The sequence below is a fragment of the Luteibacter sp. genome, assembly GCF_036500425.1.
In the GTDB taxonomy this organism is placed as follows: Bacteria; Pseudomonadota; Gammaproteobacteria; order Xanthomonadales; family Rhodanobacteraceae; genus Luteibacter.
In genome coordinates, this window is the sequence record NZ_DASYCB010000016.1 from 70491 (window position 1) to 94060 (window position 23570).

General features: G+C 64.7%; 18 protein-coding genes. 7 read left to right on the forward strand and 11 right to left on the reverse strand.

Annotated elements, in window-relative coordinates:
* Window positions 1-244: 244 nt before the first annotated feature.
* On the forward strand, window positions 245-7333 hold the full coding sequence (locus VGN46_RS03555; RefSeq protein WP_331640698.1) for a beta-1,3-glucanase family protein: 7089 nt from the start codon (window positions 245-247) through the stop codon (window positions 7331-7333).
* A 186-nt stretch (window positions 7334-7519) separates the two neighbouring features.
* Here the strand turns inward: VGN46_RS03555 and yjgA are convergent, their stop codons facing one another.
* Together yjgA and VGN46_RS03565 are read right to left on the reverse strand one after the other, a co-directional pair.
* Window positions 7520-8059 (reverse strand): ribosome biogenesis factor YjgA, encoded by a 540-nt coding sequence (yjgA, locus tag VGN46_RS03560; RefSeq protein ID WP_331640700.1) that lies wholly within the window; start codon window positions 8057-8059, stop codon window positions 7520-7522.
* Complete coding sequence (locus tag VGN46_RS03565; protein WP_331640702.1) at window positions 8056-8280, reverse strand: DUF1653 domain-containing protein; 225 nt, start codon at window positions 8278-8280, stop codon at window positions 8056-8058. Before VGN46_RS03565 ends, yjgA begins: the two co-directional genes overlap by 4 nt.
* A 133-nt stretch (window positions 8281-8413) precedes the next feature.
* Here VGN46_RS03565 and pmbA point away from each other — a divergent pair, with 133 nt between their 5' ends.
* Together pmbA and VGN46_RS03575 are read left to right on the forward strand one after the other, a co-directional pair.
* Window positions 8414-9763 (forward strand): metalloprotease PmbA, encoded by a 1350-nt coding sequence (gene pmbA / locus VGN46_RS03570; protein ID WP_331640704.1) that lies wholly within the window; start codon window positions 8414-8416, stop codon window positions 9761-9763.
* Window positions 9764-9868: 105 nt separating this feature from the next.
* Complete coding sequence (locus VGN46_RS03575; protein WP_331640706.1) at window positions 9869-10273, forward strand: DUF4870 domain-containing protein; 405 nt, start codon at window positions 9869-9871, stop codon at window positions 10271-10273.
* A 48-nt stretch (window positions 10274-10321) separates the two neighbouring features.
* Here VGN46_RS03575 and ispA read toward each other — a convergent pair whose 3' ends face one another.
* The 5 genes from ispA to VGN46_RS03600 form a co-directional block, all read right to left on the reverse strand.
* On the reverse strand, window positions 10322-11224 hold the full coding sequence (gene ispA, locus VGN46_RS03580) for a (2E,6E)-farnesyl diphosphate synthase (RefSeq protein WP_331640708.1): 903 nt from the start codon (window positions 11222-11224) through the stop codon (window positions 10322-10324).
* On the reverse strand, window positions 11205-11465 hold the full coding sequence (locus VGN46_RS03585) for an exodeoxyribonuclease VII small subunit (protein ID WP_331640710.1): 261 nt from the start codon (window positions 11463-11465) through the stop codon (window positions 11205-11207). The genes ispA and VGN46_RS03585 overlap by 20 nt, the downstream gene beginning before the upstream one ends.
* 32 nt (window positions 11466-11497) lie before the next feature.
* Window positions 11498-12787: a tRNA lysidine(34) synthetase TilS gene (gene tilS / locus VGN46_RS03590; protein ID WP_331640712.1), complete on the reverse strand. Its 1290-nt coding sequence runs from the start codon at window positions 12785-12787 to the stop codon at window positions 11498-11500.
* Window positions 12784-13527, reverse strand: a complete 744-nt coding sequence (locus VGN46_RS03595; RefSeq protein ID WP_331640714.1) for an NYN domain-containing protein — start codon at window positions 13525-13527, stop codon at window positions 12784-12786. The genes tilS and VGN46_RS03595 overlap by 4 nt, the downstream gene beginning before the upstream one ends.
* Window positions 13528-13596: 69 nt before the next feature.
* Complete coding sequence (locus tag VGN46_RS03600) at window positions 13597-14553, reverse strand: acetyl-CoA carboxylase carboxyltransferase subunit alpha (protein WP_331640716.1); 957 nt, start codon at window positions 14551-14553, stop codon at window positions 13597-13599.
* Window positions 14554-14829: 276 nt separating this feature from the next.
* On the opposite strand from VGN46_RS03600, the gene VGN46_RS03605 reads away from it, so the two are divergent.
* From VGN46_RS03605 to VGN46_RS03615, 3 genes are all read left to right on the forward strand, one after another.
* The gene (locus tag VGN46_RS03605) at window positions 14830-15492 is read left to right on the forward strand and encodes a hypothetical protein (protein ID WP_331640718.1); all 663 of its coding nucleotides are present in this window, start codon (window positions 14830-14832) and stop codon (window positions 15490-15492) included.
* A 28-nt stretch (window positions 15493-15520) separates the two neighbouring features.
* Window positions 15521-16030, forward strand: coding sequence for a hypothetical protein (locus VGN46_RS03610; protein WP_331640720.1), 510 nt, complete (start codon window positions 15521-15523; stop codon window positions 16028-16030).
* Window positions 16031-16252: 222 nt separating this feature from the next.
* Window positions 16253-16840, forward strand: coding sequence for a hypothetical protein (locus VGN46_RS03615; RefSeq protein ID WP_331640722.1), 588 nt, complete (start codon window positions 16253-16255; stop codon window positions 16838-16840).
* Between the two features lie 12 nt (window positions 16841-16852).
* Here the strand turns inward: VGN46_RS03615 and dnaE are convergent, their stop codons facing one another.
* Together dnaE and VGN46_RS03625 are read right to left on the reverse strand one after the other, a co-directional pair.
* Complete coding sequence (gene dnaE, locus VGN46_RS03620; RefSeq protein ID WP_331640724.1) at window positions 16853-20398, reverse strand: DNA polymerase III subunit alpha; 3546 nt, start codon at window positions 20396-20398, stop codon at window positions 16853-16855.
* Window positions 20399-20599: 201 nt separating this feature from the next.
* Window positions 20600-21184, reverse strand: coding sequence for an NUDIX hydrolase (locus VGN46_RS03625; RefSeq protein ID WP_331640726.1), 585 nt, complete (start codon window positions 21182-21184; stop codon window positions 20600-20602).
* A gap of 285 nt (window positions 21185-21469) precedes the next feature.
* Here VGN46_RS03625 and VGN46_RS03630 point away from each other — a divergent pair, with 285 nt between their 5' ends.
* The gene (locus VGN46_RS03630) at window positions 21470-22060 is read left to right on the forward strand and encodes a hypothetical protein (protein ID WP_331640728.1); all 591 of its coding nucleotides are present in this window, start codon (window positions 21470-21472) and stop codon (window positions 22058-22060) included.
* Window positions 22061-22084: 24 nt separating this feature from the next.
* On the opposite strand, the gene VGN46_RS03635 is transcribed toward VGN46_RS03630, so the two are convergent.
* Together VGN46_RS03635 and VGN46_RS03640 are read right to left on the reverse strand one after the other, a co-directional pair.
* The gene (locus VGN46_RS03635; RefSeq protein WP_414675212.1) at window positions 22085-22984 is read right to left on the reverse strand and encodes a 5'-3' exonuclease; all 900 of its coding nucleotides are present in this window, start codon (window positions 22982-22984) and stop codon (window positions 22085-22087) included.
* Window positions 22972-23544, reverse strand: a complete 573-nt coding sequence (locus VGN46_RS03640; protein ID WP_331640732.1) for a nitroreductase — start codon at window positions 23542-23544, stop codon at window positions 22972-22974. Before VGN46_RS03640 ends, VGN46_RS03635 begins: the two co-directional genes overlap by 13 nt.
* Window positions 23545-23570: the final 26 nt, after the last annotated feature.

Genomic DNA, 23570 nt, shown 5'->3' on the forward strand with positions numbered 1-23570 from the left:
AAAAAGCTGCGCTTAGAGTGCACTTTAGTATTGTGGTCGTCATTGCTGCGGCGCGATGATCCGCGCCGCAGACGGCGTATGGACGGCTAGATATCCATGCCACGGCCCCTTGGCGCGTGGCGGGAATTTGACTTTCCCCTCATCACGAAACGACGAAAGAACGGCTGGCGCATGCGCCGGCCGGCGCCGTCGTGCGTGCGCGGAACGCCGCTGCTAACGGGCCAACCCACAGGGGACTTCCTCCATGACAATGCACCCCGCAGCACCCCCGGGGCATGCAAGGCGAACACGGTTATCCGCCGTGCTCGCGGTGCTATGCCTTGGTGCGACGGTGACGGCACACGCTGTCAGCCTCGCGCCTTCCGATCGCGTGGATGTGAACCTCGGCGCTCAGCCGTGGAAATACATCAAGCAGTACCAGAACCAGGCCGGTCACGCCGCCGTCCCGAACGGGGACGATGGCGCCGCCGTGAACTTCAATGATTCACAGTGGGAAACCGTCGGCATCCCACATGCCGCGAATGACTTCACCACCTTCATCAACCAGGAGTCTGGCGGCGGCCAGGGCAGCCTGGATGGTGAAACCAGCTGGTACCGCACGACCCTGAAGGACAGCGCGAGCTATCAGGGCCGCAAGGTCATGGTCGAGTTCGAAGGTGCGCACACGGGCGACCGCGTGTACATCAACGGCCGCTTCATCCCCGGTACCGGCGCGCTGAACCAGCCCGGCCAGGTGGATGCCAATGCGACGCACGTGATCGGCTTCCTGCCGCACATCGTCGACCTCACGCCATACCTGAAGTACGACGGCACCGACGTGATCGCGGTGAAGGTGAGCCGCGGCGGCGGTGGCTTCTTCCAGGACCCGGGTTTCTCGGGTTCGTTCCGTTTCGGCCAGGCGGAAGCCGGCTTGTTCCGTCCGGTAAAACTGCACGTCACCAACCTCGTGCACATCCCGGAGAACGTCTACGCCGGGCAGAACACCTGGGGCACCTACGTCGGTACCGAATCGCTCACCGATGACCACAAGAGTGCCGTGGTCCGCGTGCAGACGAATGTCGTGAACGACCGCGAAGTCCCGGTCACGGTCATGCTGACCACCCAGATCGTCGACGCCAGCGGCAAGGTCGTCGCCTCGGAACAGGTGCAGAAGCAGCTGGCGCCGCATGTCGCGCCATCCGACGCGACGCCGATCTTCGACGAAAAGCTGACGGTGAACAGCCCGACGCTGTGGTACCCGAACAACAGCATTTACGGCAAGCCGTACATGTACAAGGTGCTGCATACGGTCAGCATCGATGGCACGGTGGTCGATGCGAAGCAGAGTCCGCTCGGCATCCGCGTGATCACCTGGGACAAGGATTTCCCGTACATCAACGGCAAAAAGCAGTACACGTGGGGCGCATCAGGCCGCTACGACTACCCCGCGCTCGGTTCATCCGTGCCGGAAGAGCAGCAGTGGCGTGACCTGCAGCAGCTTGCCGCCGCCGGTGGCAACCTGTGGCGCCCAGGCCATTCGCCCTCCAGCCCCGAGTTCGTCGAGGCGGCGGATGCGCTGGGCGTGTTCATCGTGCAGCCCAGCGGCGATGGCGAGAACGGGTTCTCCAACCGTTGCGCCGCCGGTGACGATGTCTGCGTGAACATGTGGAACATCAAGCGCGAACTGCATCGCGATCTCGTGATCCGTGACCGTAACCACCCGTCGATCCTCGCGTGGGAATCCGACAACGGCAAGATGGACACGAACTTCGCGGTCGAGCTGCGCAACATGGCCCGCAACTGGGACAGCATCGCACCGCGCGCCGCTGCCGACCGTTCCCCGGATCCGGCGAACGGCGACATCCTCAGCTGCAGCAAGGCCGGTTGCGAAGAGGGCGTGCACCAGCAGTTCCCGAACAAGCCCGCATGGGGTGCGGAATACTGGGGCATCGGCTCACAGCGCCACGCGTTCGACTACGAGCTCTCGTATGCGCTGAACTACCTCGTGCCGTATTCGAAGGGCCGCAAGGCGGGCACCTTCGGCATGGCGCAGTGGTATTTCGCCGATACGCCAGGTGAAACCATCGAGTTCGATGAGGGCACTGAGGACGCGACCCACTTCTCGATCGCCAAGGACACCGGCGAGAAGCAGTTCGTGCACAACGTCCGCTCCATCGGCAGCTCCATGGTCGACCAGAACCGTTTCCCGCGGATGATGTATTACATCTACCAGTCGGTGTGGACGCCGTTCGAAGTGAAACCGGTGGTCAAGCTGGCGCATCACTGGAATCGCACCGGCGATATCCAGGTCAATGCGTTCAGTAACTGCCCGGCCGTGCGCCTGCTGGTGAATGGTGTGCCGCAGGGTAGCGACCAGAAGCCGAACAACTGGGACTCGATCGACCAGGCGAGCTACGACGTCGAAAACGCAGGCAAGGATCCGGACACGGGCCATATCAAGGGTTCGGCGCAGGCGCAGAAGACCACCGGTCTTCCGGGCCAGGTCCACTGGAACCTTACCTGGCAGTCCGGCACGGCCACCGCACAGTGCATCGATGCGCTGGGTGCCGTCGTGGACGATGCCAACGGTGCGCCGGTGCAGGATTCGCTGACGACCGCAGGCAAGGCCGACCACATCGAACTTTCGGCCATGCCGGAGCTGGTGAAACCGGATGGCACCGCGTTCGCGATCACCGCCAACGGTTCGGATGCCGCGTTCATCGTGGCCCGCGTCGTTGATAAGGATGGCAATACGGTGCCGGTGGGTTCGGACATCAACGTGAACTTCGAAGTCACGGGTGGTGCTTCGCTGGTCACCTACCAGGGTGGTACGCAGCAGCTGGTCGACTGGGCCGGCGGCCACACCATGAACGGTGATGGCACGGAAGAGCCGATCCACGGTTACCACTCGCCGGGCGACCATGAGCTGAAGTTCGAAGGCGGGCTGCAGAAGATCGCCCTGCGCACGAAGTTCGATACGGGTACGGTCACCGTCACCGCGACCGCCGCCGGCCTCCTGCCAGGCAACGCGTCGTTCAACATCGTCGCCGTGCCGAAGGTGTCGCAGGGTGCGTCGGGTCCGCCGGCCATCATCGCCGACCCGATCGAAGACGACGTGACCCAGGGCTTCCCGGGGCACTTCTCGGTGACCGCGACGGGCGAAGCGCCGCTGAGCTTCTCCTGGAAGCGCGATGGCCAGGACATCCCGGGCGCAAACGCCGCCAGCTACACCACGGCAGCTTCCACAGCGACCGACGATGGCGCGTCGTACACGGTAGTGGTCCACAACGCAAAGGGTGATCAGGAATCGAAGCCCGGCATCCTCCGCGTGTTCAATGCGCAACAGGTGGTCATCAGCCAGCAGCCGGTCGCCCAGAGCGTCGACGTGGGCCAGCAGGCGCACTTCGCGGTCGTGGCCACGGGTTCACCGAAGGTGACCTACCAGTGGATGCGCGGCAACACGGCGATTGCCGGTGCCAACAGCCCGACGTTCGATACGCCGGTACTGACCGCCGCCGACGGCAACGTCGACTACGCGGTCGTGGTGTCGAACCCGCTCGGCGATACGCCTTCCACGCCGGCTCACCTCACGGTGAATGCCGCACGCCGGCCGGAGATCACCGGCCAGCCGGGTAACGTGCGTGCGAACCCGGGCCAGTCGGCCCAGTTCACCGTGTCCGTCGCCGGTTCGTCGCCGTTCCACTACAAGTGGACGCACGACGGCCAGCCGGTCGGCGACGATAGTGTCACGCTCGATGTTCCCAATGTGAGCCTTAGCGACGTGGGCAACTACCAGGTCGTGGTCACCAATATCCTGGGTGATACGGCAGCCGCGACGAGTAATGCGGCGGTGCTGACCCTGGCTCCCCCGGGTGCGAACCTGGCCCGCCAGAAGGTGACCTACGCCAGCGGCGTGGAGAACGTGCAGGGCACGCCATCCGCCGGTGCGGTCGATGGTGATGAGAAGGGCACGCGCTGGGCGTCGGAGCAGAAGAACGACGCGGCGTGGTTTACGGTGGATCTCGGTGCCGTGCGCTCGTTCAACCGCGTGGTGATCAAGTGGGAAAACGCCCACGCCGCGCAGTACAAGATCCAGTACTCGAACGACAAGGACACGGGCTACAAGGACTGGCACGAGAACGACACCAGCCTCGGTGGTACCGAGGACATGACCGACTCGCGCGTTTCTGCCCGCTATGTCCGCATGCAGGGTATCAAGCGTGCCACCGACTACGGCTACTCGTTCTACGAGTTCGAAGTCTATGACTCGCCGACCTGCTGCCAGGATGGCGACCGCTACACCGTGCAGGATACCAACCATGTCGTGGACCACTTCAGTGGCCTGACCTGGGAGCGTGCCCAGCGCGGCCTGGCCGACCAGGGTGCGCAGTACAAGCAGTCCAATGCGATCGCGGACTGCAAGGCTGCCAGTGCCCGTCTGCCGACGATCGATGAAGCGCTGGCCGTGTCGGGCCAGAACCTCTCGACGAACGCGTTCCCGCAGGCGTGGACGATCTGGACCTCGACCAACGACCCGACCGACACGCAGTACGCGTACCAGGTCGCGTCGGATGGTTCGACGTTCCGTCTGGTCGCGGAAAACAACCCGGCCCACGCGCTATGCGTGACCGGTAGCACGGCCGTGGCACCGGCGATCACCGCCGATCCCGTGGCAACCAAGGCGGGTGTGGGCCGTTCGGCACACCTGACCGTGACCGCCACCGGTGATGGCCCGCTGGCCTACAACTGGTACCGCCACCTGCCGCAGGGCGATGGCACGTTCACGGATGAGTTTGCTGCATCGTCCACCGATGGCACCTATGCCACCCCCGCGCTCGTCGCGGCGGACAATGGCACGCAGTACAAGGTGCGCGTGGTCAGCGCCAAGGGCCTGATGACCGAAAGCCACCTTGCGGTGCTGACGGTCGATAACTCCACCGACGGTTTCGACCCGCCGGCATGGCAGCAGGGCACGGCGACGCAGCCGGGCAATGGCAACGGTGACCCGCAGCAGCCGGATAACCCGGATGGCCCGGGTACGCCAGGTGATGGCCAGGGTGGCGTTAACGTCGCCGTGGGCGCCACCGCGACCTCCAGCGGCAATGAAGACGACGGCTACCTCGGCCCGAAGGGCGCAGTGGACAGCAGCTTCACCACGCGTTGGGGTTCGGACTTCAAGCCCACCGCCTGGATCCGCCTGGACCTTGGTGCGCCGAAGACGTTTGATCACGTGATCCTGCGTTGGGAACGCGCGCATTCGACGTCGTATATCGTCGAGGTGTCGAACGATGGTACGAACTTCACCTCGGTCACCGCGCAGCCTATCGCCGGCAAGGGCGGCGTGGAGCGTGTGGATTTCCCGGCGGTTACCGCACAGTACGTGCGCATGACCAGCTCGGCGAAAAACACCGACTACGGTGTGTCGTTGTATGAGTTCGAGGTGTACGCGGCCGCCGCGCCGATGTTCCTCGGCCAGCCGCAGGCGCAGTCCGTGACCGCGGGCCAGCCGGTGACCTTCGCGGTCAGCGTCAAGGCCAACGGCACCGTGGGCTACCAGTGGCGTCGCAACGGTGCCGCCGTCGGTGGCGCCAATCAGGCGGCCTATACGTTCACGGCCTCGCTCGCCAACGCGGGCAGCTATGATGTGGTGGCGACGGATGCCACGGGCCACAGTGCGATCAGCCAGCCTGCCGCGCTTGCCGTGACCCAGCCTGCCCAGCAGTTGCCCCCGCCGGTGTCGAACGACACCAACCTGGCGCTCCACCAGCCGGCGCTCGCGTCGTCCTCGGAGAACCCGGTGGCGTTCAAGGCCGCCAACGTCACCGATGGTGATGAAGGCACGCGCTGGTCGTCGGAGTTCACCAACGACGAGTGGGTGCAGGTCGACCTGGGCACCGTGAAGACGGTGAACAAGGTGGTGTTGAAGTGGGAGAACGCGCATGCCGTGAACTACCTGATCGAGGTGTCGCTCGACGGGCAGTCGTGGAACACCGCTGACTCGAAGATCGGTAGCAACGGTGGCGTGGAAACGCTCACCTTCACGCCGGTTTCGGCACGCTACGTGCGTATGCACGGCCAGACCCGTAACACGCAGTACGGCTATTCGTTGTGGGAGATGGAGGTGTACGGCACCGGTACGTCGGATGGCAGCGATCCGGGCCAGCCGCAGCAGCCGGGCGGTAGCGATCCGTCGGAAGGCTTCAACTACGACGTCTATCCGGGCTTCATAGGTACCCAGCTACGCAATGCCACGAATGGCAAGTGGAGCGACGCGCAGGTCTACGTCGCTGTCATCGGCCGCGATCCGACCACTCAGGTGTTCTCGTGGGTGAAGCCGGATGGCACGATCGTCGCTGCGAAGGAAGAAGACAACGATGGCGCCGGTCACCTGACCAAGAATGGCCAGAACTATCCGAACTACTTCTTCACCCTGGCCCAGGCCAAGTTGCTGAAGCTGCCGAAGATGGATTCGGGCCGCATCTTCGTGTCCGTCGGTGAACCGATGTACATCAAGATCCTGAAGGCCGCCGATGGTTCGATCGGTTTTGCGGGCCCCAATCCGCTGAATGCGACCGACCCGAACATTGGCGTGTACTACGACTGGTACGAGTTCACCTGGAACAACGATGCGCTGTTCATCAACACCACGCAGGTGGATCAGTTCTCGATCCCGCTTGCGCTGGATGTGTATGGCGGCAATAAGACGCGCCACGTGAACTCGGGTATCACCCAGACCCGCGCGGAGATCTTTGCCGCGTATAACCAGGAAGTGCCGGCCGAGTTCCAGCTGGCCGATGCCGATCCGATCCGCATCCTCGCCCCGGGCAAGGACGCGTTCGATACCGGCAAGCCGCAGGAGCATTACTTCGACGCGTATATCGACAGCAGCTGGACGTACTACCAGTCCCACGTGCTGCAGATGACGATCGGTGCCAAGCAGTTCGAAGGCACCGTGGTCGATGGCACGCTGGTGTTCCGCCATGTGAACTGGGCGGATACGCACGAGCCGGACGAAGCCGAAGGCATGCTGTTCAACGTGTCGAAGCCGACCACGCAGGATGTGCTGGAAGGCAAGGGCGCCCTGGCGCGCTCGAACGACCCGTGGGGCGTGGAAGGCCAGCTCGAAGCGCAGATCTGCGCCGCGTTCAACCGCCACGTCATGGAAGATACGAGTGAATGGAAGGACTCGGGCTCGTTCTACCTGCAGTCGCCGGCGAATTACTATTCGCGCTTCTGGCACCTGCACGGTGTGAATGGCAAGGCGTACGGTTTCGCGTACGACGATGTTTCCGACCAGAGCTCAAGCCTGATCGAGGCTCAGCCGGAACACCTCGAACTCGGCATCGGCTGGTAAAAAGCAGCACCCGGTAAAACGAAAGGGCGGTGGGGAAACCCACCGCCCTTTTCTTTGCATGCGACCCAGGCTCGGCTTATCCCTGTAGGAGCGCGCTTGCGCGCGATGGGTGCTCGCGGCAAGACCTGTCGCGCGCAAGCGCGCTCCTACAACATCCCGTATTGAGCGGCCGGCATTGAGCGGCTATCAGTCGTCGGAGGCTTCGAGTTCTTTGAGGATCCGGTAGATCTCGCGGAACGCGTGCAGCGGCTTGTTCGCCTCGCGCTCCGCACGTGCCTGGCGGACCAGCGAGCGCAAGTGCTGGCGATCCAGCTCCGGGTGCTTGTCGAACAGCTCGCCCATCGCGACATCGCCGCCTTCCAGCAACCGCTCGCGCGCCGCCTCCAGGCGATGCATGTGCGCGGCTTCCTGGCGCTGGCGATCACGATCCTCACCGAGTGCGGCACGGGCATCGGCAAAGGCCTCATCACCGTGCCGGCGCATCATCTTGGCCAGGTAGGCCAGCTGGCGCTTGCGGGCGATATGCGCCGTGACCTTACGCGTGCGGCCGATCTCATCGACGATATCTTCCGGCAGGTTCAGCTTGGGAATGCGCGATGGCGGCAGTTCCACCAGCTGGCCGGCCAGCTTGAGCATGTCCAGCGCGTTGCGCCGGAGTTCGCTGCGGCTCGGGCCGAAATCGTCTTCGTCTTCCTTATCCTGCGGGCGTTCGTCCCAGGGCCTCATGGCTGTACCTCCTCACCTTCGAAGGCGAAGCGTGGCTGCACGCGGCCCTCGTGTTCAACGGTTTCAGCGAACATGGCTGCGGGGCGAACCCACAGGCCGTGCTCGGCGTAGAGGGCCTGGTAAACGACCAGCTCCTCCATGGTTTCGCTATGCCGGGCGGTGCCCAGCACGCGGTAGGGCATGCCCTTGAAGTGACGGTACAGGCCGACACGGATGCTCATAAGGTTTCCATGGCACCATGGGCGGTGCGTTGCTTTGGATTCGGGCGGCGCGACCCCATTAAGAGATCGACCCATTAGGGACATCGGCCGCCTGCGGCCTGCCATTCTAACCGCCAGCCCCCAGGAAGCCCACGTGAGCCAAGTTTCCACCCGCGACACCAGCCAGCAGGACCTCGACCGCCTCGCCACCCTGGCCGAGGATACGATCCGCCGTGCCCGGGCCGCGGGCGCTACCCAGGCCGAGGTCTCGGCCAGCGTGGACGTGGGCCTGAACGTAAACGTGCGCCTGGGCGAAGTGGAGACGGTGGAGCACACCCGCGACCGCGGGTTCTCACTCACGGTGTTCTTCGGCCAGCGCAAGGGCTCGGCCAGCACGGCCGACCTGAACCCGGATTCGATCCAGGCCACGATCGATCAGGCTTGCGCCATCGCCCGTTTCACCGAGGACGACCCAGCCGCCGGCCTGGCCGATGCCGACCGCATGGCCACGGCCTTCCCGGATCTGGACCTCTGGCACCCCTGGGATGTCGACGTGGAAACGGCGATCGCCCTGGGCATCGAGGTCGAGGATGGCGGTCGCGCGATCCCGGGTATCACCAATTCGGATGGTTCCAGCGTCAGCGCTGGGCAGAGCCTGTCCGTTTACGCCAACTCGCATGGCTTCCTGGGCCGCGAAAGTGGCACCCGTCATTCGCTCTCGGTCGCGCTGATCGCTGGCGACGACGAGGGCATGCAGCGCGATTACTGGTACGACAGCGTCCGTGATGCCCGAAAGTTCATGGATGCCGCCGCGATCGGCCGGAAGGCCGCCGAGCGTACCCTGTCGCGCATGGATGCCCGCCGCCTGAGCACACGCCAGGCGCCTGTGCTGTTCGCCCCGGAGGTCGCGCGCTCACTGGTCGGTCATCTGCTGGGTGCGGTCAGCGGCGGCTCGCTTTACCGCCGCTCCAGCTTCCTGCTCGACCATGTGGGCAAGCAGGTGCTGCCGTCCTGGATGCGTATCGATGAGAAACCGCTCATCCCCGGGGGCTTTGGCTCCTCCGTGTTCGATGCCGAAGGTGTCGCGACGGTGGATTCGCCGCTGATCGTCGATGGCGTGCTTTCGCGCTACATCCTCGGCAGCTACTCGGCGCGCAAGCTCGGCCTGCAATCCACGGGTAATGCGGGCGGTGTGCATAACCTCATCGTTGCGAATGGCGGCGACGATTTCGCCGCCATGCTGAAAAAGCTGGGCACCGGCCTGCTGGTCACCGAGGTGATGGGGCAGGGCGTCTCGATCATCACTGGCGACTATTCGCGGGGTGCCTCGGGCTTCTGGGTCGAGAACGGCGAGATCGCCTATCCGGTCGAAGAGATCACCATCGCCGCCAACTTGCGTGACATGTACGCGAACCTGGTGGCCGTGGGTGCGGATGTGGACCACCGCTCGCATATCCTCACCGGCTCCTGGCTGGTCGAGAACATGACCATCGCCGGCGAGTGATTGGCCCCCCGGCGGGGGTGATTCCCACCCCCGTGCCGCAAGTCGGATTGACACAGGCACGGGGCACAGGGAAAGTGGGGCCGACATCGCCCAGGGAGTTGCGCCATGAGTACCCCGTCCGATCAGGTTCCACCGCCGCCCAGCCCACCGCCGTATGACCCGGTGCCGCCGCCATCCGCGGGCCCCGCCGCGGATGACAAGAACATCGCGATGCTTACGCATCTGTCAGGGCTGATTTTCAGTGTGCTCGTGCCGCTCATCGTCTGGCTGGTCTACAAAGACCGCGCCGACAAGCAGTATCTGGTTCGCGAAGCGAAGGAAGCCCTGAACTTCCAGATCACGATCGTGCTGGCCTATTTCATTGGCGGCATCCTCACCGTGATCCTGATCGGTGGCCTGATCGTCTTCCTGGCCTGGCTGGCCAACCTGATCTTCTGCATCGTCGCCGCGCTGAAAGTCAGTTCCGACGGCACCTATCGCTACCCTTACACGCTGCGGTTGATCAACTAAAAAAAAGCCCGCGAAAGCGGGCTTTTTTTGTTGCGTCGACGCGATGCCTCAATGCCCGCGCGCTGCCGAATAGCGGGCGAGTTCGGCGAGCCACTCGCCGCGTGCGCCGAGTGGCGTAATGGCGTCGAGCGCGTCGTTGACTAGACCTGAGAGCCGGGCACGCGACGCCTCAAGCCCGATGATCGAAGGGAATGTTGGCTTGTCCGCCGCGGCGTCCTTACCGGCGGTCTTGCCGATGACGGAGGATTCGCCTTCGATATCCAGGATGTCGTCGCGTACCTGAAAGGCCAGGCCCACGGCGTGGCCGTAGCGATCCAGACGCTCGAGCAGGTCCTTGTCACGGCAGCCGGCAGCGAGGGCGCCCAGGCGTACCGATGCGCGGATGAGCGCGCCGGTCTTATAGGCGTGCATGCGCTCGAGTTCTTCCAGCGTCAGCTTGCGGCCGACGGCGGAAAGATCGAACGCCTGGCCACCCGCCATGCCTTCGGCACCACACGCGGCGCCGAGCGTGCGCAGCATGGCGATGCGCTGGATGGCGTCATCGCCTTCAGGTGCCTCGGCGAGGATTTCAAAGGCAAGCGCTTGTAGGGCATCGCCCGCCAGGATCGCCATGGCCTCGCCAAACACGATGTGGCAGGTAGGGCGGCCCCGGCGCATGGCGTCGTCATCCATGGCGGGCAGGTCGTCGTGCACCAGCGAATAGGCGTGGATGATTTCCACGGCACAGGCAGGTGCATCGAGGATGGCGCTATCGGTGCCGAGGGCATGGCCCGCGGCATACACCAGAAGCGGGCGCAGGCGCTTGCCACCGCCCAGTACCGCATAGCGCATGGCACGGTGCAGTTCGGCCGGTGGCAGGTCTTCGCCGGGCAGCGCGCGCGCAAGCGCGTCGTCAGCCCGGCCAGCCAGCGCCTTCAGCGGCGCCGGCAGATCAGTCGATGCGGGAGTCAAAGGGTTCGGCGGTATCGGGGGCTTCGGGATCGAGCAGCAGGCGCACGCGTAGTTCGGCCTGTTCCAGCGCCGTCTGGCACTGTCGGTACAGACCGATGCCGCGCTCGAAAGATTTCAGTGAGTCATCCAGGCTGAGGTCGCCGCCTTCCATGCGCGTGACCAGTTGCTCGAGCTCATCCAGCGAGAGCTCGAATTCGGCGATCGACGAGGCGGGAACGGGGGCGGCAGGGGACTTCGGCATGGCGGCAAAACTAGCTCACATGGGCTTTGCGATCAATCGCCGCGATGCCACAGGGGCGGTGCGCCGGCGGCGTCGAACACGGATTTCCCGGCCTCGCTGAGCCAGCGGTCAGCGACGGCAAGGACGGCATCGCCCGCCACGACCAGCGGGATCCGTGGCCGTTCCCAGGGCGGGACACCGGCTTGTTGGAACAGGTCGCGCAGCTCGCGCGTGTGCCGGTCGCCGACGGGCTTGAGGCTTTCGCCGCCCTGGCGGTAACGGACGGTCACGGGCTCGCCCAGGCGGTGGCCGCCGAGGGTGAGTGAGCCACCACCGGGCAGCGCCAGTGGCTCACCGTGCCACGCCGACGACCAGCCCTGGTCGAAGGTACCCTGGCGCCGCATCGCCCACAGGCGCCCGCGCCAGACGCGCACCTCCGTATCCAGCCAGCCGACCAGGGGCAGCCGCTCGGCACCGGCTTCGCGGGCCTGGCGCTCCAGGGTTTCACGCTGTGCCGTGGTGGGCGCGGAAAGGCCGGCGCCATGCAGCCAGTGGTCGAGCAGGGGGCCGCGCCATGCGTGAGGCAGGGCGAGCCAGCCGGGCACGTCAAGGCTGCCATCCGCGCCGCGCAGCTCCGCGTAGGCGGCAAGCCAGCCGTCACGCAGGCAGGCCGCCGCTTCGCCGCACAGGCGCGCGCTGTGCACCACGCTCTGCGCGACATGCGGCCAGTGTTCGCGCAGGGCCGGCAACACGGTGCCGCGCAGCCACGCGCGGGCGACGCGGGGATCGTCGTTTGAGGGATCGTGGACCGTGTCGAGCGCGTGCAGTGCGATATGGTCGAGTAGCGCTTCACGCGGCAGGTCGAGCAGCGGACGCCACTGGTCGCCCGCACCGAGCGCGCGCAGGGCGCGCATGCCGGCCAGGCCCTCGGGGCCGGCGCCGCGCATGAGCTTCAGCAGCACCGTCTCCACCTGGTCATCGCGATGGTGGGCAAGGACGAGCCGCTCGCCGGGCCGCAGCGCGGCAGCAAAGGCGGCGCGCCTTGCACGCCGTGCCGCACCTTCGGTGCCTTCGCCACGGCTAAGGTCCACGCTGACCCGCACCGACTCGAAGGGCACGTCCAGCGATTCGCAGAACCGACGGCAGTGCATGGCCCAGAGGCCGCTTTCCGCCTGCAGCCCGTGGTCGATATGCAGCGCGCGCAGGGCAGGCCGCGGTGTCTGCAGCGCCAGTGCATGGAGCAGCGCCGTTGAATCAGGCCCGCCGCTATAGGCGACGACGAGCGGCGTATCGTCGTGTTCCGCCAGTGCGGCGGCGAGGTGGTCGGTGAGTGAAACGCTCATTTGCCCTTGGCGCGCAGCTTGATGTACACGTGCTTGGCATTTCCGTGCTGGCGCTCTTCGACATCGAACAGGCCGATGCCCTGGATGAGGCCGCTCAGCTTCGAGAATCCGTAATTGCGCGAATCGAAATCCGACATGCGTTTGTTGAGGATGCTGCCGACGCCGCCGAGCGCCGCCCAGCCGCTTTCATCCGAGGCGTCCGTGACCGCCCCGCGCAGGTTGTTCACCAGGCGCGTATCGCCGCGCAGTTCCTTCGCGGATCTGGGCGCGGCGGGCGCTTCCTTCTCGTCATCATCTTCACTGGCGAGCACCTCGGTGTAGATGAACTTGTCGCACGCCGATACGAATGGCTTGGGTGTCTTCAGCTCGCCAAAGCCGTAGACGAGCAGGCCCGCTTCGCGGATGCGCGAGGCGAGCCGGGTGAAGTCGCTGTCGCTGGAAACGATGCAGAAGCCGTTGAAGCGTTCCGAATACAGCAAGTCCATCGCATCGATGATCATGGCCGAATCGGTGGCGTTCTTGCCCGAGGTATACGCGAACTGCTGGATCGGCTGGATGGAATGATCGAGCAGGGCGGCCTTCCAGCCATTGAGGTTAGGCCCCGTCCAGTCGCCATAAATGCGTTTGACATGCGCAGTGCCGTACTTCGCCACCTCGGCGAGCAGGCCGTTCACGATCGCCGGGCGCGCGTTATCCGCGTCGATCAGTACGGCGAGCTTCTGGGTCACATCGTTGGCCATGGCCGGCTCCCTGGTGCGAGCCGCCATGGTAGCGCGCCGCGGTGACAGCCGCGTGCGCGCGGGGTGGGCTTATTCCGTGAACGCGCCGTAGCCGCGCAGGCGCTGGTAGCGGTTCTCGAGCAGCGCGTCGACCGGCAGTTTCTCCAGCTCGTCGAGCTGGTTGAGCAACACGGCCTTGAGGCGCGTGGCCATGCTCTGCGGGTTGCGGTGGGCGCCGCCGAGCGGCTCGCGGACGATCTTGTCGATCAGGCCGTTCTCGAGGATGCGAGGCGCGGTGAGGCCCATGACCTCGGCGGCGTCCTTCGCCTTGTCCGCGCTCTTCCACAGGATGGAAGCGCAGCCCTCCGGCGTGATGACGGAGTAGGTGGAGTACTGCAGCATGTTCACACGGTCGCCCACGCCGATGGCCAGGGCACCGCCCGAGCCGCCTTCACCGGTGACGGTGCAGACGATGGGCACGCGCAGCTCGGCCATTTCCAGCAGGTTGCGGGCGATGGCCTCGGACTGGCCGCGCTCTTCCGCATTGATGCCGGGCCAGGCGCCCGCGGTGTCGATAAAGGTGAACACCGGGATCCTGAAGCGCTCGGCCAGCTTGAACAGGCGCAGCGCCTTGCGATAACCCTCGGGCCGGGGCATACCGAAGTTGCGCTTCACCTTGGTCTTGGTGTCGCGGCCCTTCTGGTGGCCGACGACCATGACCGAGCGACCACTGATGCGCGCGAGGCCACCTACGATAGCCTGGTCGTCCGCGAACATGCGGTCGCCCTTCAACTCGTGGAATTCCTCGCACATGCCCTGGATGTAATCCAGCGTGTACGGGCGCGCCGGGTGGCGCGAGACCTGGCTGACCTGCCACGGGGTCAGATTGCGAAAGATTTCCGCGGTCTTGACCTTCAGCTTCTCGCGGAGGCGGGCCACTTCCTCATCGATGTTGAACGCCTGGCCACTGCTGGCGTGGCGAAGCTCTTCTATCTTCGCTTCCAGTTCGGCGATGGGTTGTTCGAAATCGAGGAAGTTGGGATTCATGGAAGACGGAGGTTCCGGGCAAGACCCGACATTATAGCGGGGCGGGGCGTTCGTGGGTGTGCGCGGCAGTACGGTGCATCGCCTTTCCGTAAGTATCAGATAAGAAAGATCATTTTTCGCAGTTTGATCAGCTCGGTACTGAAGTTTGTGTAGGGGAACATCTCGACGACTGTAGTCCACCTCCTATCCGGTGTAAGGGGGTGCTTCAATCCGTTCGTGGCTTCCGCTCATAGGCAGCGGCATCCACGACCTACATCAACCAAGGAGCTAATCCGCATGAAGCGTTCACATATCCTGCGCAACACGTCAGTCCTGCTGTTCGCTGCTACCGCGACGGCGGCAACCATGTCGACCCAGGCGGCCTCTCTCGCCGCATGCCCGGCGTCGGTCAGCGCAAATGGCTTCCCCGCCGACTGCCAGCTGCCGATCATCAACGGCGATTTCGAGCAACTACCGTTCGACATCCGCGACGGCGCGCGTACTGAGCGTGAACTGAGCCAGGTCGACGGCTGGCAGTTCAAAGGGGCGCTTACGGGCATCTATGAAGTCGGTAGCCAGCCCTGGGAAGAGCTGCGTTTCAAGAACAAGCTCGTCGGTCTGAAGCCCGATCAGGGACTCTCGCAAAGCGTACGGGTGACGCAGGTCGCGCCAGCGGCAGGCGGCGCTAGTCCCACCTATATCGTGACCTTTACGGCCGGCACGGCGTACGAAGCCGACGAAGGCGGCAGGCTGCGCGCCACCCTGCACGGAATCCAGGCAGATGGCAGTACGACCAAACTGTGGAGCGAGGATGTCCATGTGGGTGAATCGGATGCGACCCACAGCTTCCATGTCGCCGCCGGCAATGCGCTTCCGGCATCTATCCGCCTCGAATTCACCAATCGGTCGGACGAGGTCATCGGCATCGATAACGTCAACCTCACGCAGACCTTCCGCTGATCAGCCAAGACGTCAAGGAACGACACCCATGAAGACCATTGCTTCCCTCGCTGTCATTGCTGCCCTCACGGCCGCTACCCCTGCCTTCGCCGCACGTTGCCCGTCCCCACATGCGCCCGGTGGTACCGAGGTCTGCGACCTCTACAGTGGTGAAAAGCTGAAGCTCGTCCGTGGTGGCCAGGTTAGCCAGCGCATTGCGTTACCGCTGGATACCACCATCGACGATGGTGACCTGCCGCTGTATTCGGCCGAGGCAAAGACCTGGAATTTCGGTGGGACCGCGGCCAATGTCCGCATCTCGATGTCACTTACCGACGATACAGGCGGCCATGCTGTCGAGTTGGGTAGTGCATCGGTCGCGTTGCAGGGCGGCCACGATCGCATCTCGCTGGCGGTCAAGGGGGCCCGGTTCGCCCAGCCTGCTTACCTCAACGTTACCCTGGAGAGTGATGCCGAAGGCGGTCCCAACGAGGTGGATATCGACCAACTGGGGGTTATCCAGTCGTACGACCCCGACGTGGAGCACGCGTCGCGGTAAGACGGTGGCAGCCACCTCGAGGTGAGGTGGCTGCTTCTATCCAGTACGGCACGCGGGCCGGCGTGTAGGTTTTCCCTGAATGCAGCGTAGGTGCAGCGCTTGATGGCACTCATCGGAAGGTCGTGGGGGCGCGCAGGCTGCTCTAATAGGGCGTGGCTCGACTCATGCCACGCCACTCCCCGATGCAGGACAGCATCGCTTACCTCGTCAAGGAACGACCTGATGGCTCATATCCTCACACGCACGGCCCTGGCGGCTGCCGCACTTTTCGCCGTACCCGTCGCATCTGCTGGCAATCCGCACGGTGACGATCTCCCGGTATGCCCGCCTGCCGGTGTGCAGCCGGACGAATGCCTCATCGCGCTTGCCGACCCCGGCTTCGAAGGGGATGGCAGCCTGCTCAGCTGGATGCCCGCCCCCATGAACCCAGCAGCGGCGCGTATCGATCGCGAGGGTGGCAAAGCACGCCTTGAGCTCGCACCGGGTGGCTCCGTGAGCCAGTTTGTCGAGCTGCCCCTGGGCACCGCTGGCGACATGGACGCTTACTTTGTGCCATCCCTGTTCGCGCGTTCCGCCGGCGGCAACGCCCAGGTGGAGCTCTCCATCTCATTGCAGGACGACAGCGGTTCGCATGCCGTCTTCTCGCACGTCTACACCACCCAAGATGACTGGACACGCCCCTCGGGCGGCTTCGATGCCTCACAGGCTCGCGGCAGGCCGCGATCGTTGCTCTTGCAGATCATCCGCAGGGACAAGAACGGAGGTACGCCGCTTTACGTGGATGATGTGCAGGTCATCCGCCAGCGCTGATCACCGTTCGCGTTAATCCGCCGGGCGTATCAGCCGCAGTTCCGTGCCCAGTACGCCTGGCAGGCCACGCAGCGTGCGGACGAGATCGGGCAGGGCGCGTACACGCCATTCATCACCCAACTCCAGGCTGGCCTGGCCTACCGCATTGCGGTAGCCGGCCAGCATCAACGGTGTGCGGCCGCCGCGGAAGCCCATCAGGGCGTGCTTCAGATGCTTTGGGAATTCCTCGTCCACGCCATTCAGCTTAAGCGTGAGCAGGCGGCCGAAATGTTCCATGGCATCGGAAAGCGAATACGCCTTGCGCGCACGCAGCTGGTAGCCACCAGCAAAGTCATCGATGCGCAGGCCGCCTTCCACCACGATGATGTTGCCGCGGGTGAGCAGCGGCGCGGCATCGGTGAATACCTCGCGGAAGAAGCTTGTTTCGAGCAAGCCGGTCGCGTCTTCAATCTGCACGAAGGCATCGCTGTCACCGCGTTTGCGCATGCCCACGACCATGCCCGCCACTGTCCACGGCGTATCGGGGCCACGCCGAAACCGGTTCGCGCCTTCGTCATCGTCGTTGCGGCGTGGCTTGGGCGGCTGGTAGCGGTGGGGAATCTCGCCGATCGGGCAACTCGAAAGCTGCTGCAGCTCAGCGGTCCAGGGGTCGGTCGGGTGGCCCGACAGGTAATGGCCGAGGGTGACATGCTCGCCCTGCAGCAGCTGTTCGAGCGGCCATTCCGGAACCGAGCCGGAAAGCTCGATGATGCTGGGTGCTTCGGCATCACCGAACGCGTTGCCAAAAATATCCACCTGGCCCGATGCGCGGTTCTTCGCCTCCTGGTCGGCGGCGCGCATGGCTTCGGGGATATGCATCATCAGGGTGGCGCGATTTTCACCGAGCGCATCGAGTGCGCCCGATTGCACCAGCGCTTCCATCACGCGCTTGTTGAGCTTGTTCGAGCCAATGCGCTGGCAAAAATCCACGAGGCCCTTGAACGCACCGCGCGCCTTGCGCTCGGCGGCGATCTCCTCGCAGATGCCCTGGCCCACGCCCTTGATGGCGCCCAGGCCGTAGCGCACCACGCGCGGTTCCACCGCCTCGAACATCCACGCCGAGGCGTTCACGTCCGGCGGCAGCACCTTGATACCGATCGCGCGCGTTTCATCGAGGAAGGTCACCGCCTTCTCGGTGTTGTCCATGTCCGACGAGATCGTCGCGGCCATGAATTCGGCGGGGTAGTGCGCCTTCAGCCACGCGGTCTGGTACGACACCAGCGCATACGCGGCCGCGTGCGATTTGTTGAAGCCGTAACCCGCGAACTTTTCCATCAGGTCGAAGATGGAATCCGCCTTATCGCCTTCGATGCCATCCTTCGCGGCACCTTCGCGGAAGGTGGCGCGGTGCTTCACCATCTCCTCGGCTTTCTTCTTGCCCATGGCGCGGCGGAGCAGATCGGCGCCGCCGAGGGTGTAACCACCCACGATCTGCGCCATCTGCATCACCTGCTCCTGGTAGACCATGATGCCGTAGGTCTCTTTCAGGATGGGCTCGACGCGCGGGTCGGGGTATTCCACCGCTTCCTTGCCGTGTTTACGCGCGCAGAAGCTGGGAATGAGGTCCATCGGGCCGGGGCGGTACAGCGCCACCAGAGCGATGATGTCCTCGAAACGATCGGCCTGCGCTTCCTTGAGCATGCCCTGCATGCCGCGCGATTCGAGCTGGAAGACGGCGACGGTCTGCGCCTTCTTCAGCAGGTCGTAGACCTTCGGGTCATCGAGCGGCAGCGTATCGATGTTCAGCGGCTCGGTGCCTTCGACGGCACGGCGCTTGTTGATGGCCTTGACGGCCCAGTCGATGATGGTGAGCGTGCGCAGGCCGAGGAAGTCGAACTTCACCAGGCCGACGGCTTCAACGTCATCCTTGTCGTACTGAGTCACCACGCCTTCGCCGCTCGGTTCGCAGTAGAGCGGGGCGAAATCGGTGAGCGGCGTGGGCGCGATCACCACACCACCGGCATGTTTACCGGCGTTGCGGGTCAGACCTTCGAGGCTCAGCGCCAGGTCGATCAGCGTGCGCGATTCTTCTTCGGTGTCGTAGGCGTCGCAGAATTCCTTGACGACGCGCTCGGGTTCTTTCTTCGACTTTTCCGTGCGGCCCAGGGCGTCGCCCAGGGTGAGATCCAGCGGGCGGGCGGGGATCAGCTTGGCGTGTCGATCGACCTGGCCGTAGCCCATGCCGAGCACACGGCCGGAATCACGCAGCACGGCCTTCGCGGCCATGGAGCCGTAGGTGATGATCTGGCTGACGTGGTCGCGGCCGTATTTGCGCGCCACGTAATCGATCACCTCGTCGCGGCGATCCATGCAGAAGTCGATGTCGAAGTCGGGCATCGACACGCGCTCGGGGTTGAGGAAGCGCTCAAACAGAAGCTCGAACTGGAGCGGATCCAGGTCGGTGATCTTCAACACCCAGGCGACCAGCGAGCCGGCGCCCGAGCCACGGCCCGGGCCCACGGGGATGCCGTTGTCCTTACCCCAGCCGATGAAGTCCGCCACGATCAGGAAGTAACCGGGGAAGCCCATGCCGATGATGACGTCCACCTCGCGATCGAGGCGCGCCTGGTAATCCGCCAGGGTCTTGCCCGCGGCGAGCGGGTGGTGGGCGAGGCGCTCGTCCAGGCCCTTCTGCGCCTGTTCGCGGATATAGGTATCGAGGGTATGGCCCTCGGGCACCGGGAAGTCGGGCAGGTAATACGTACCGAACGAAAGTTCCAGGTTGCAGCGCTTGGCGAGTTCGACGGTGTTTTCGAGCGCTTCCGGGATATCGGCAAATAGCTCGGCCATGTCGTCGGCCGATTTGAAGTACTGCTCCTCGCTGTAATAGCGCGGGCGCTTCGGATCGGCCAGCACGCGGCCCTGGTTGATGCAGGTGCGCGCCTCGTGCGATTCAAAGCCCTCGCGCTCAAGGAAGCGGACATCATTGCTTGCGATCACCGGCAGGCCGTGGTCACCCGCCAGGGCCATGGCCGCACGCACCCAGTTTTCCTCGTTCTCGCGACCCGTGCGGGTGAGTTCGAGGTACAGGCGTTCGGGGAAGAGCCGGATGAGGAAGTTCACCTTGGCCGAGGCGGCGGGCAGACCCGCGCCAAGCGCCACGCGGGCGGTTTCACTTTCCCGGCCGGCAAAGGCGATCAGGCCGGTGACGGCGGCGGTGGTGAGCCAGCTGGCATCGACCAGCGCACGGCCGGTGCCCTGGCCTTCGCGCCAGGCGCGTGAGATCAGCCGCGACAGGTTGAGGTAACCCTCGCGGTCCTGGCAAATGAGGGTCAGCCGCCAGGGGCGCGGATCATCCGGGCTGGACACCCAAACATCGCAGCCACCAATAGGCTTGATGCCTGCCGCCACGCACTGCTTGTAGAACTTCACCAATCCGAACATGTTGTTCTCGTCGGTCAGTGCGATCGCCGGCATGCCGGCGCGCGCGCACGCGGCGATCAGCTGCTTGATGCGGATCGTCGAGTCGACCAGCGAGTATTCGCTGTGCAGGTGAAGGTGGGTAAAGCGGACGGTCATGCGGGGTGCCGGTTCAGGCCATGGGAAAGGCTAACCGGGGCAGGGGAGCGGGGCAAGAATTGACAGCACGAAAAAGCCCCCATCGGCGCCCTCGCGCGGCCTTGTTGGGGACGTCGCTGCCCTTGTAGGAGCGCGCTTGCGCGCGATCAGGGTCACGGCAAGCACCCATCGCGCGCAAGCGCGCTCCTACAGGGGGGGGGCTCAGCGCTGGTGGGCTTCGGGGTGCTCGATGAACCAGAGGCCGGCGAACAGCTTGGCGTCTATGGAAAAGCCCTCGGCCGCACGATCGAACAGCCACTTGCCAGCTTCGGTGCGCGGCACTTCGTGGACGATGATGTTTTCGGTCTCGTCGCCGCCGCCCTTGCCGACTTTCTCCAGGTCCCACGCGCGGGCGAAGGCAATCATCTCGGTGCTCATGCCAGAGGACGAGGGGCCTTCGTGGACAAATTCGATGCGTCCACAGGCGTAGCCGGTTTCTTCCTCAAGCTCGCGCTCTGCGGCGAGGAGAACGTCTTCATCCTCGGCGCCCTCGAGGTCGCCGACCAACCCGGCAGGCATTTCGATGGTGTTGGCAAGGATCGAGACGCGGTACTGCTCCACGAAGATGACTTTGTCATCGGGCGTCACCGCCAGGATGATCACCGCACCGCCCGGGTTATTGCGCGACGCGTACTCCCACCGTCCGCGCTTCTTCAAGGTCAGCCACTTGCCGGAAAACAGCGTTTCCTCAGGCAGGCTGGCATCGTCGGGGATGGGCGAGGCGTGGGGCAGCGGGCTGGTCTGCATGGCGGGCTCCTTTAGGCGATCTGTCGAGTATGGTTGAAAAAACATCTCAGGCGTGTTTCCGCGGCAGGCAACCGGGGCATCGGCCTAAAAATGCGTAGGCGAATTCCTAAATGGGGGGCATGTGGCTTGCTCGACGTGCACTCCATGCTCTAATTCGTGGGCGGCGCCATGAGGCCTCCGCGCTACCCAGCAGACAAGGAATGTTGAATGAGAACTACAATCACTGCCGTTGCCCTCGCCATTGCGTCGGCCGGCACGGCCACTGTCCCTTCCGCACGCGCCAGCATGACGAATCCGGTAACTCCGGCATGTCCGGCCTTGTTTCCCAGCCTGACGAGTGCCTGCAGCATGCAGGTGCGGCCGGGTTACTACGTCAATGGCGCGTTCACTCCGGAGGATGCTCACCGCCGATATCCGCGGATCGGCGATGCGATTCGCGTCGTCGGCGAGGGTGCCAAAGTGCACTATCAGGGCGACCTGCCCGTCGGGGCCACCGGGTTGGAACTGGACATCAAGGTACAGGTGCGCGGCCGGATCATTCGCCACGCTTCGGGCGAAAACCCCCGTGCCCCGGAGGCAATCGTGGCCACCATCAGCCTGGTCGATGCCTCGGGCAAGCGCGTGGCGTTCTTTCCCCGTGTGATCAAGGCGGATGCCCATGGCAATTTCGACGCGATGCTCACCGAGCCGACGGCGCACGGCAACACAGCGGCAGACAGGGCCAAGCGCACGGAACTGGCGGCTATCCAGCCCGTGAGCGCTATGCTGAAGCTGCAGAACAACCAAAGCCTCAGCCTCGGCGTCAACCAGCGGACAAGCGCATTGGGCTACGAAGTCGCGATCGACGCCGTGGACATGGTGGCGCTGCCCTTGTAGGAGCGCGCTTGCGCGCGATCGGGGCTACAGCAGCGCCCGAAGCCGCGATCGCGTCATGGGCCCGAAGCGAATACGCTCGCAAAGCTCATCCACCGCGCTTGCGTCGCCCTGGCGCCGGCTCAGTGCATCGGCAGTCTCCGCCACGGCCACATCGAGCGCGATCCGGGTCAGCCGGCGATACAGCAGCGCCAGCTCCGCATGCTCACGCAGCCGTGCCGCGCATGCCGCCGCGCCCCGAATGCGCAGGAAGGCCACTTCGTCGACGCGCTCCAGCAACGCATCGAGGCTGCCGAAATGGGCGAGCAGGGCGGCAGCGGTCTTTGCGCCAATGCCCGGTACACCGGGGATGTTGTCGACCGCATCGCCACACAGCGCGAGGTAATCGGCGACCTGGTGGGGGTGCACGCCGAGCTTGTCGAACACGCCCGCCGGGCCCCAGCGATGATCTTTCGCGAAGTCCCACTGCTGGTCGTGTTCGCCGAGCAACTGGCCGAAATCCTTGTCCGCGGAAACGATGACCCCGCGGAAACCATGCGCGCGCAGGCCCCACAGCGCGCTGCCAATCAGGTCGTCGGCTTCGTACTGATGGTCGTTGAGCACGCTGAGGCCCAGCGCTGCCGATATCTCGCGGCACAGCGCGAACTGGCGGACGAGCTGTGGTGGCGGCAGGTCGCGGTTGGCCTTGTACGCAGGGTAGATCGTGTTGCGGAACGAGGTCGTGAGCGAGGCATCGAACGCGACGGCGATGTGTTCGGCGCGCGTACGTTCGAGCAGCTCACAGAGGAATCGCGTGAAACCGTGCACGGCGTTGACCGGCTCGCCGTCATGGTCGTGGAACTCATCCGGCATGGAATGCCAGGCGCGGAATACGTAGAGGCTGCCATCCACCAGGTGAACGGTATCGTTGGCGCTCACGGCTGCCACGTTTCCACGATGCCGTCGTACGAGGGACGGTCGCGTTCGGGGGCATCCATAGCCGGTGTACCGATATGGATGAAACCGATCACGTGCTCGTGCTTCTTCATGCCCAGCAGCTTCGCCACGTCGCGATCGTAGGCCGCCCAGCCGGTGAGCCACTGCGCGCCAAAGCCCAACGCCTGCGCGCCGAGCAGCAGGTTGTAGGCGACGCAGCCAGCGGCAAGGTTCTGTTCGAGCTCGGGGACCTTGCTTTCCGTATCCAGCTTCGCGGAGACGACGAGTACCAGTGGCGCGTGTTCGTAGCGGCGTTGCTCTTTCTCACGCTTGGCGTCGGAAAGCTCCGGGTTTGCCTCCACGGCCATCTTTGCCAGCGTCTGGCCGAAAGCGTGCTTGGCCTCACCGCGCAGGATGCGGATACGGAAGGGCTCGAGCTTGCCGTGGTCGGGCACGCGAATCGCGGCCTCGATGAGGCGGCGCAGCGTGGCGTCGTCAGGGGCGGGTTCGCCAAGCTGGCGCGAGGGCACCGAGCGGCGGGCGTTCAGGACATCCAGGTTGGGCTGGTTCATCCGGCCATTTTACCACCCCTGCGGAT

What these genes read in the sequence shown, in the direction of transcription:
- VGN46_RS03555 (WP_331640698.1), top strand. Translation starts at nt 245, where the DNA reads ATGACAATGCACCCCGCAGCACCCCCGGGGCATGCAAGGCGAACACGG.
- yjgA (WP_331640700.1), bottom strand. Translation starts at nt 8,059, where the DNA reads ATGAGGCCCTGGGACGAACGCCCGCAGGATAAGGAAGACGAAGACGAT.
- VGN46_RS03565 (WP_331640702.1), bottom strand. Translation starts at nt 8,280, where the DNA reads ATGAGCATCCGTGTCGGCCTGTACCGTCACTTCAAGGGCATGCCCTAC.
- VGN46_RS03575 (WP_331640706.1), top strand. Translation starts at nt 9,869, where the DNA reads ATGAGTACCCCGTCCGATCAGGTTCCACCGCCGCCCAGCCCACCGCCG.
- VGN46_RS03585 (WP_331640710.1), bottom strand. Translation starts at nt 11,465, where the DNA reads ATGCCGAAGTCCCCTGCCGCCCCCGTTCCCGCCTCGTCGATCGCCGAA.
- tilS (WP_331640712.1), bottom strand. Translation starts at nt 12,787, where the DNA reads ATGAGCGTTTCACTCACCGACCACCTCGCCGCCGCACTGGCGGAACAC.
- VGN46_RS03595 (WP_331640714.1), bottom strand. Translation starts at nt 13,527, where the DNA reads ATGGCCAACGATGTGACCCAGAAGCTCGCCGTACTGATCGACGCGGAT.
- VGN46_RS03600 (WP_331640716.1), bottom strand. Translation starts at nt 14,553, where the DNA reads ATGAATCCCAACTTCCTCGATTTCGAACAACCCATCGCCGAACTGGAA.
- VGN46_RS03605 (WP_331640718.1), top strand. Translation starts at nt 14,830, where the DNA reads ATGAAGCGTTCACATATCCTGCGCAACACGTCAGTCCTGCTGTTCGCT.
- VGN46_RS03610 (WP_331640720.1), top strand. Translation starts at nt 15,521, where the DNA reads ATGAAGACCATTGCTTCCCTCGCTGTCATTGCTGCCCTCACGGCCGCT.
- VGN46_RS03615 (WP_331640722.1), top strand. Translation starts at nt 16,253, where the DNA reads ATGGCTCATATCCTCACACGCACGGCCCTGGCGGCTGCCGCACTTTTC.
- dnaE (WP_331640724.1), bottom strand. Translation starts at nt 20,398, where the DNA reads ATGACCGTCCGCTTTACCCACCTTCACCTGCACAGCGAATACTCGCTG.
- VGN46_RS03625 (WP_331640726.1), bottom strand. Translation starts at nt 21,184, where the DNA reads ATGCAGACCAGCCCGCTGCCCCACGCCTCGCCCATCCCCGACGATGCC.
- VGN46_RS03630 (WP_331640728.1), top strand. Translation starts at nt 21,470, where the DNA reads ATGACGAATCCGGTAACTCCGGCATGTCCGGCCTTGTTTCCCAGCCTG.
- VGN46_RS03640 (WP_331640732.1), bottom strand. Translation starts at nt 23,544, where the DNA reads ATGAACCAGCCCAACCTGGATGTCCTGAACGCCCGCCGCTCGGTGCCC.